Genomic DNA, 8,510 nt, shown 5'->3' with positions numbered 1-8,510 from the left:
TTGTCTATGAAGCTGCCTGCCGGTTAGCTGCCGGCTATAAGGCTATCGACATGCTGACCGTTATGGAACAGCTGCGTAGCGACGGCTTGCTGGAAGAAGCAGGAGGAGGCTACGGCATCGCCCGCCTAACCAACAGCGTCGCTTCGTCGGCGCATCTGGAATACCACTGCCGGATTATCAAGCAACAGTACATCCGGCGCAAATTCATAGAGATTTGCCTGATGGATTCCTCGCTCGCTTTTGATGAGACGGAAGACATTGACGATATCCTGCATGGAAACTCCCAAAGGATGGAAGCTTTGCAGGAAGCGGTTATCGGGCAAGGCGACGTAAAGCCTTTAAGCGAAATCCTGAGCCTGACAATAGAGGCGATGTACCGCCGCAAGGCACAGGCGGAAAAAGGCGTACAACCGGGAATAACGACAGGATTGGCAGATTTGGACAGGATAACCGGCGGCTGGCAGAAGTCCGACCTGATTATCCTGGCGGCGCGTCCGTCGATGGGAAAAACAGCCGTGGCGCTGCATTTTGCACGAAAAGCGGCTGAGGCGGACGCGGCGGTAGCCCTGTTCTCGCTGGAAATGTCGGACATAAGCCTTGGGAACCGGCTGCTACTGTCCCGGGCGGATGTGGATGGCGATAAATTCAGGATCGGGCGGTTAAGCGGACAGGAAACCATGGAGGTGGAAAACGCCGCCGCGAAGCTGTACAGCCTGCCTGTTTATGTGGATTCCAATGCCGCCGTTACCATGGGATACATCCGTAACCGCTGCCGGATACTGAAAAAGAAGGGACAATGCAGCCTGGTCATTATCGACTACTTGCAATTGGCGGTAGAAAAGGGCGACCGCAACCGCAACCGCGAAAACGAAGTCAGCCAGATGAGCCGGGAAGCCAAGCTGATAGCCCGTGAACTGGACGTACCGGTTATCCTGCTTTCGCAGCTAAGTCGCGAAGTGGAAAGGCGCAATAATAAGATACCCGTGCTGGCTGATTTGCGCGAGTCGGGAGCGATAGAGCAGGATGCAGACATGGTGGTTTTTATCCATCGTCCGGAGTATTACGACAGGAACGCCGAAAAAGGCTACGGCGAACTGATTGTGTCCAAGTACCGCAACGGTAAGACGGGCATTGTCAAGTTCAGATACAATGAAAGTCTGACAAGGATTTACGATTACGATACGAAGGGGTACGGGAACATGTTTCCTGCGGCAGGGACTCCATTTTAAATAAACAGGGATATGGAAGAAGAAGTCAGGGAAGTAAAAGAAAAAAGTAAAGAAGAAGAAACCGTATCGTTCAAAACTTCGGAGCGAATGATGTACGGCGTACTGGACTACGAGGGCAACGAGTTGATGGCTGCCGTTACCGGATACGGCTTGGATGTATCCTTCAATATGCGGCTGATTCATTCGCTGGCAGACGCCGAAAGCTGCGCCAATGCCTTGGCCGACATATTCTATCAGGCATTAATGGAAAAATTACTGGCCAAGCAAAAACCTGAAGCGGACAAACAGGCTATTCTTACAAAAAGACAATTAAATGGATACAGAAAAAGACAGCAGTCAACAGGCGGAAACGGAAATCCTCGCCCTCAAGCTCCAACTGACGGAAACGCTGAAGGCGGTTATGGAGGAAACGGCGACGGCAACATTTGACGACCGTTTCGGTACGCACCTTTCGCCGGCGCCGTTACGGGCGGTTGCCGTCAATGCCGCCAAAGCCTTGATGGAACTCTATCCCGTCAAGCATATCCACGAGACCCGGCTGCGAATTGAGGGCGAAGGCGGCGTGGTATTCAACGTCATTGTACCCGGAACAAAAACAAATGGTAATGATAATGAGGAAAAAGACGGGATTTCGATTGAGCCGGAAAACGGCTGAAAGGGCGGTTTATATCGCACTTGTCATTGCATTGGCCGTTTACGGATTTTGGGACAGCGAAGCAGCCGTAGCGCTTATTACGGCGGTTAAGGAGGCATTTTCAATTTTATTCCAATAAACAACAGATATACTGAATTATTTCGTAATTTTTAATTCGTAATTAAATATGACACAGGTAAAAACATTTGTCGTGGACAATTTCAAGGCCATTATCATGGTAGTTTCCTTTATCGTGACCCTGTATGTGCAGCATACGGCCAATACCGCCAGGATTACGGAACTGGAGGCGCAGTGCAATACGCTGGAACTCAAAATCAAGGACCAGTACGAACGGATTGATGAAATCAAATTGGACAAGGCGGTATTCGAGGCAAATATGGCGCAGTTCGCCTCCATTCAAACCGACCTGCGCGAAATGCGGGCGGATATCAAGGAACTCTTAAAAGACAAAAGGCGATGAAACTAAACTGTATTTTGATAGCGGCGGTTGCTTTAATGAGCAGCGCTACATTCTTCCTTTACCGGCATGGCAAACAGTTGGAAGCGGAACGCGACAGGTATCAGGGCAACACGAATGCCCTGCTCTCCGAGGTCAAGCGGATGCGGGTGGATTCGGCGACAACGGCTGTGGACGTGAAAACGCTGAGCCTGCTGGTGGACGAATATGAGCTTTACCGGGCGCATGATTTGGAGAAAATCAAGCAAATGGGCGTGGAACTCCGCAACCTGAAAATGGCGGCAAGGCACGAACTATTGGTCAATGCGCCGGTTGAGGCTGACCTGCGGGATTCTGTCGTTATCCGTGATACGGTGCGCATTGCCGTGAAAGCCATTGAAGTGAACACGCCTTACCTGCAAGTAAGCGGTGTGATTGAAAACAATCACTTGTCGGGAAATATCCGCCTGCCTGTTACACTCCGGCAGGCGGTATGGATTGAGCCGAAACACCGCTTCCTTTGGTGGAGGTGGGGCGTTAAGGCGGTGCATCAAACGATTTCCTCCGACAATCCGCATGTGGAAATCAACTATTCGGAGGTGGTGGAGATAAGAAGGTAAAATGAAATCATTCAAAACCGATATTGAAAAATCCGGAGGGAATAATCTAAACCGCCGGATTTTCCGTTTTTATTACGTAATTTTGCAAATGCAAAATTTGAGAAAATGGAAAAACAAATTGAGAAAAATATAAACGAATACATTTTTTGTTATCCATTGCTAAATTAGGAACCAGATATTTAAGAGTTTATGAAATAATCAATTATCTTTGTACCCTATTTTTCATTTATGATTAATGATTCTATGATTGGATTTGACATCTTTTCTGGTGCAGGAGGAATGTCTTTAGGTGCATCACTGGCTGGCGTTGATGTCAAAGTTGCCATAGATATTGATAAGTGGGCAAGTGACACTTATCGACTTAATCATAAAAATACTTACATGATCAATGCTGATATAAGAAAAATAATTGAATTACCCATAAAGAAAGATAATAAGCAAACCGTATTATTTGGAGGTCCTCCTTGCCAAGGTTTTTCATTTTCTAATCAGAGAACACGTAATAAAGAGAATGGAAAAAATTGGTTGTTTTTGGAATTTATACGTATTACAAAATTATTTAATCCAGATTGGATAGTATTGGAAAATGTAAGTGGAATCCAAAAAACAGAGAAGGGTTTTTTTTTAGAACAAATATGCGATCAATTTAAAAATATAGGATATACAATTAATCATCAATTACTTAATGCTGTAAATTTTGGAGTTCCACAAAAAAGAGAACGCTTCTTTCTTGTCGGTTCTAAAAATGGTGTTTCTTACGAATTTCCTATAGGGTCTAATGAAAATATAGTATCAGTTTATGATGCTATATCCGATTTACCTTCATTAGAGAATGGGGCTTCTGACTTTTGTTTAGATTATAAAGAATTTGATAATCTGAGTGAATATGCAACAAACAGAAGAGGTACAAGTTTGTATTCTTATAATAATAGTGTTTCAAAAAATACACAATCAGTTTTAGATAGATATCAATATATTCCTCAGGGTGGAAATTGGTCAAATATACCTGAAGAATTGATGACTAATTATAAAGATTGTTCTCGCTGTCATGGTGGAATATATCATAGATTAATGGGAAATAAGCCTTCGGTTGTTATTGGCAATTATAGAAAAAATATGCTGATTCATCCAAACGAAAATAGAGGACTTTCTGTTCGAGAGGCCGCAAGACTACAATCTTTTCCTGATTCTTATATTTTCAGCGGTCATTTGACAGAGCAACAACAACAAGTTGGTAATGCAGTACCACCATTATTAGCAAAAGCAGTGTTTGAAAAATTAATTAAATTGTAAATGGATTTAAAAGGAAAAGATTTAGAAGAGTGGTTTTTGTCTCAAAAAGGGAAAGCGACATTAAAAAACTTTCCTCACAAAGAAAACTATGTTCTTAGATATGAATATTTATCCGAGCAATTTTATACAAAAATACATCCTTTTGTAATGCAAGGAGCAGCATATAAAGATGGCGTATTCTTAAATGACCATGGGAAAGAACACATTAAAACAGTGATACAACGCTCATCCGAACTTGTTTGTACAAAAGAATGCTGCTTAACCCATTACGAGGTATATATTTTATTAATGGCTATTCACGTACATGATGTCGGAAATATTTTAGGAAGAAATGGGCATGAGTTTTCTTCAACTACTGTACTCAGAGACTATGCAGAACAAGCAGGGCAAGATCGTATAGAATGGGACTGTATTTTTGATATTGCGGAGGCTCATGGAGGAGAGCCTAAAGATAAAATTTCAAATTTAGTTGATGAGAAAATATTAAACTGTAATGTTAGAAAACAATTATTAGCCTCAATATTAAAGTTTGCAGACGAATTGTCTGATGACCGTTCTCGAGCAAATCGTTTTATGTTAACAACCATTGATTCAAATACGAAGAAACCAATTTTACCAGAGGAAGGGCTGCTTTTTCATAAATACTCATATTGTTTACATACAGTAGATATTGACCTCTCATCTAAATGTATAAATTTAAAATTTGATATAGAAGAAGATGATTTAAAAAGAAAATACAAAAAACCTAAGAAAGGAGAGGAAGGAAAGTTTCTTGAACAATATTTAATACAAGAAATTTTTGAAAGGACATACAAAAGCCATTTAGAAAGAATTTATTGTTCAAGATTTATGCGAACTTACATAAATCTCAATGTGTTAGTTATAAATATAGAAATAACATTAAATAAAAGAGATGCAAGGAATAAACGAATTAAGAAATCTATTCGTTATATACTTGGAGAGGTTGGATATCCACAATCAGATCACGATGACATATTCAAACTTTGTCCAGAATTAAAAGATTATACTGGAGAAAAAATTGTAGAATTTATTAATAATTAATAATTATTTGTTATAAAATGTTTCAACAAGAGATAGATAATCCATTTCAATATTTGACTCCAGAAAGCATCAATGCCGAAGATACCAACAATCTCTTCGTTGATGTATTTAAAGATTATTATCAAGTTTTAAATATTGGGAATACATTCATACATGGGCCAAGAGGTTCAGGTAAGAGTATGATGTTTCGTGTCATGAAATCTGATTGTCAAATGTTACGGTTTAATCGCTGTTTAAAAGATATTAATTTTTATGGAATTTATATACCAATAAAAAATACGTATCTAAATATTGCAGAACTAAGAGCTTTAGAAGATATGCACGGAGGATCACTATTAAATGAACATTATTTAGTAATCTATTTTTCAATAATGATCTTTGATGCCCTATCAAAAGAGGATTATTCAAAATATTCCGAATTTACTGATGAAGTTTTTGCTTTGTATAAAGAGACCATCAAATTATTAAAAAAAGCAGGATATAATGGAAATTTTCAAGAATTAAATGAAGCAAGTAGTATATTGGAATATTTCATGTCAATCAAAAATATCTGTAGTGACATTCAATCTGATTTTTTTGATTCATATTTGACCAAAATTATTTTAGGAAACAACAATCTTCCATATACAGGAGTTTTGTGCTTATATTCAAATTTTCTGTTCCCTATATTAAAGAAAATACAAAATCTTTCATTTTTACCAAGTGCTCCCTTATTTCTACTAATTGATGATGCAGATGAATTAGGTTTAATGCAAACAAAAGTATTAAATAGTTGGGTATCATATAGAAATACAGATATTGTTAGTTTTAAAATATCAACACAATTGAGATACCAAACATATTTTACAACAAAAGGATCAAAAATTGATTCACCGCATGATTATTTTGAGATAACATTAAATCAAGCATACACATCCAATCAAGAGCGCTATAAGACAAATATTACCGAGCTCGTTATGAAGCGACTCGAATTGCATAAAAAGAAAGGACATCAAATTGATACAAATCCAACAGTATTCTTTCCTTGCAATGAAGAGCAACAAACTAAAATAACAGAACTATTTAAGACGTTAGAATCGCAAAAATTAAAAGAAACGGGAGATGTTAAAAAAGCGTATGATTATGCATATAGAAATACAAGGCCGGATTATATGAAAAACTTGTCTAACAAATATTCATATAGTTATGCAGGATTTGAACAATTAGTGCATTTATCATCAGGTATCATAAGAAATTTTCTCGATTTATCAGCAATGATGTATACAACAACATATAATAGAAGCTCTGATAAAATAATTAATGAAATACCCGTGAGTATTCAAGATGAAGAGATTGAAAATTTTTCCACAAAAATGATTACCAGTGAATTTGATAAATTATTAGAAGATAAGCACCTAAAACAAAATAAAGAAGAACTTAATAAACACAATAAATTAAAAAATCTACTGGAAGCATTAGGACAATCTTTCAGAATTATATTATTGTCGAATAGTTCTGAGAGACGAAAATTTTCTTTTTATTTTGGTGAAAATTTATCAGAAGAAATTAGATCTGTTCTAAAGTTAGGTGTCATTTATGGATATTTTCATGAGTCTACCCTTGGTTCAAAAAGTGGATTGGGTCGTTCTCCTTTATATATTTTGAATAGGATGTTAGCACCTTATTACAAATTAGATCCATTAAGTTTTTCAGGCTACCTTCATCTAACAGCAGATATGATTGAATTAGGAATGATGAATCCGAAATCTTTTATATCAAAAATAAAGAGAAAAGATTATGATTACGATAGTGAAGAAAATCAGAAGTTTCAATTACAAATAGAGTTTGAACATGACAACAATGAATCCAATCCGAATATGTGATATCAATGAACATATTAATAATATAGATGTAATTATATGTTCAGCTTCATTTGAAGAAAGATCTTTGTCTGTTGTAAATTCGATAAAACGTGGAAATATCAAGAAGCGTCTATTGATTTACAATGAGAGTGAACGGAATGACTTTGAATTGTGTATCAAATCTTTTAAAGATAAAAAATTTGATATACTGGGTGTTGATTTTAAAGAGCCTGTTGATATTATTAAAAAATATAATCAACAATTTTCTTCATTATTTACAAAGAAATTACATAATGTCTTATTAGACATCACAACATTTACCCATGAAGGGTTGCTAATTACTTTGAAGTTTTTGAAAATTTATAAGCAGTTTTATGAAAATTTATATATAGTCTATGTTACTGCAAAAGAATATTCCGTTAATGAGCCCGACGTAAAAAAGAAATGGTTAAGTAAAGGAATAAAAAGAATAAATTCTGTGTTGGGATATCCGGGAAATATTAATCCATCAAAAGAAAATCATTTAATTATATTATTTGGTTTTGAACAAGAAAGAACATTGAAATTAATTCAAGAATTAGATTTTAATATAATATCGTTGGGTTTTGGTGATTCCGAGAATTCAATTAATTATGAACATTCCAGAATCAATAAAGAAAGGCATGAAGAGCTTTTGCAGATTATACCTAAAGCCGATAAGTTTTGTTTTTCATTAAGAGAACCAGAACAAGCAAAGGCTCAAATATATGAACACATATTAAAATATCCTAATTGTAATGTAGTTCTTGCTCCAATGAATAATAAATTATCAACTGTTGGAGCTGCTCTTGTTTCTTTTGAACACCCAGAGATTCAAATTTGTTATGCAAAAGCGAAGGAGTACAATGTTGCAGGTTATTCGTCACCTTCTGATGAATGCTATTTAATGAATTTGGAATTTTAAAGTTGCTTAAACCCTTTTAATAACCTCCAAAGCCTATATCCCCCTATTCTTTGACATAACTCATAAATATGTCAAAGTAATGAAACTGTTATTAAAACGCAAATTCAAGGGCGAAATCTACACCATCGGCGATCTCTTTATCGACGGCAAATTCTTCTGCAACACCATTGAAGACAAGGTACGTCCATTACCCACAAGCTGTCCCAATACGCCCAAAGGCATTGCCTGCAAGTGTAAAGAGAAAGTCTATGCCCAAACCGCTATTCCTGCGGGGGTGTACAAAGTAACCATGGAACTTAGCCCAAAATTCGGACGGGTTTTGCCGCGCTTGCATAATGTTCCGCATTTTATCGGCATCTTAATCCATTCCGGTACGACGGAAAACAGCAGCGCAGGCTGCATTATTGTCGGCAACAATACCGTCAAAGGGA

General features: G+C 37.4%; 10 protein-coding genes. All 10 read left to right on the top strand.

Translation table 11 applies throughout. The annotated features are described in order from the left end of the window. Window positions 1-1,229, top strand: a 1,229-nt coding sequence (dnaB, locus tag ACYPWY_RS15105; RefSeq protein ID WP_459686381.1) for a replicative DNA helicase, incomplete at its 5' end; no start/stop codon positions are given. A 12-nt stretch (window positions 1,230-1,241) separates the two neighbouring features. Beyond that, on the top strand, window positions 1,242-1,658 hold the full coding sequence (locus tag ACYPWY_RS15100; RefSeq protein WP_459686380.1) for a hypothetical protein: 417 nt from the start codon (window positions 1,242-1,244) through the stop codon (window positions 1,656-1,658). Then, window positions 1,630-1,884 carry a hypothetical protein gene (locus ACYPWY_RS15095; RefSeq protein ID WP_459686379.1) on the top strand — a complete coding sequence of 85 codons (255 nt, stop codon included), beginning with the start codon at window positions 1,630-1,632 and terminating at the stop codon, window positions 1,882-1,884. The genes ACYPWY_RS15100 and ACYPWY_RS15095 overlap by 29 nt, the downstream gene beginning before the upstream one ends. A gap of 166 nt (window positions 1,885-2,050) precedes the next feature. Next, the gene (locus ACYPWY_RS15090; RefSeq protein WP_459686378.1) at window positions 2,051-2,344 is read left to right on the top strand and encodes a DUF7365 family protein; all 294 of its coding nucleotides are present in this window, start codon (window positions 2,051-2,053) and stop codon (window positions 2,342-2,344) included. Then, window positions 2,341-2,940, top strand: coding sequence for a DUF6549 family protein (locus ACYPWY_RS15085; protein ID WP_459686377.1), 600 nt, complete (start codon window positions 2,341-2,343; stop codon window positions 2,938-2,940). Before ACYPWY_RS15090 ends, ACYPWY_RS15085 begins: the two co-directional genes overlap by 4 nt. 228 nt (window positions 2,941-3,168) lie before the next feature. Further along, window positions 3,169-4,233 (top strand): DNA cytosine methyltransferase, encoded by a 1,065-nt coding sequence (locus tag ACYPWY_RS15080; protein WP_459686376.1) that lies wholly within the window; start codon window positions 3,169-3,171, stop codon window positions 4,231-4,233. Continuing rightward, entirely contained in the window at window positions 4,234-5,295 is a 1,062-nt protein-coding gene (locus ACYPWY_RS15075) for an HD domain-containing protein (RefSeq protein ID WP_459686375.1), read from the top strand. A 17-nt stretch (window positions 5,296-5,312) separates the two neighbouring features. After that, window positions 5,313-7,157, top strand: a complete 1,845-nt coding sequence (locus tag ACYPWY_RS15070) for an ORC-CDC6 family AAA ATPase (protein ID WP_459686374.1) — start codon at window positions 5,313-5,315, stop codon at window positions 7,155-7,157. Continuing rightward, window positions 7,126-8,079 carry a hypothetical protein gene (locus ACYPWY_RS15065; protein ID WP_459686373.1) on the top strand — a complete coding sequence of 318 codons (954 nt, stop codon included), beginning with the start codon at window positions 7,126-7,128 and terminating at the stop codon, window positions 8,077-8,079. The genes ACYPWY_RS15070 and ACYPWY_RS15065 overlap by 32 nt, the downstream gene beginning before the upstream one ends. A 79-nt stretch (window positions 8,080-8,158) precedes the next feature. Then, the coding region (locus tag ACYPWY_RS15060) for a DUF5675 family protein (RefSeq protein WP_459686372.1) at window positions 8,159-8,510 on the top strand (352 nt) is incomplete at its 3' end.

This window comes from Viscerimonas tarda, from assembly GCF_054601255.1.
Note: the sequence above shows the minus strand (reverse complement) of the source record. Positions and strands in the feature narration are given on the sequence as shown.

Bases quoted from the DNA above. Each gene is read 5' to 3' on its own strand.
- ACYPWY_RS15085 (WP_459686377.1), top strand. From the start codon at position 2,341: ATGAAACTAAACTGTATTTTGATAGCGGCGGTTGCTTTAATGAGCAGC.
- ACYPWY_RS15090 (WP_459686378.1), top strand. From the start codon at position 2,051: ATGACACAGGTAAAAACATTTGTCGTGGACAATTTCAAGGCCATTATC.
- ACYPWY_RS15080 (WP_459686376.1), top strand. From the start codon at position 3,169: ATGATTAATGATTCTATGATTGGATTTGACATCTTTTCTGGTGCAGGA.
- ACYPWY_RS15065 (WP_459686373.1), top strand. From the start codon at position 7,126: ATGACAACAATGAATCCAATCCGAATATGTGATATCAATGAACATATT.
- ACYPWY_RS15100 (WP_459686380.1), top strand. From the start codon at position 1,242: ATGGAAGAAGAAGTCAGGGAAGTAAAAGAAAAAAGTAAAGAAGAAGAA.
- ACYPWY_RS15075 (WP_459686375.1), top strand. From the start codon at position 4,234: ATGGATTTAAAAGGAAAAGATTTAGAAGAGTGGTTTTTGTCTCAAAAA.
- ACYPWY_RS15070 (WP_459686374.1), top strand. From the start codon at position 5,313: ATGTTTCAACAAGAGATAGATAATCCATTTCAATATTTGACTCCAGAA.
- ACYPWY_RS15095 (WP_459686379.1), top strand. From the start codon at position 1,630: ATGGAGGAAACGGCGACGGCAACATTTGACGACCGTTTCGGTACGCAC.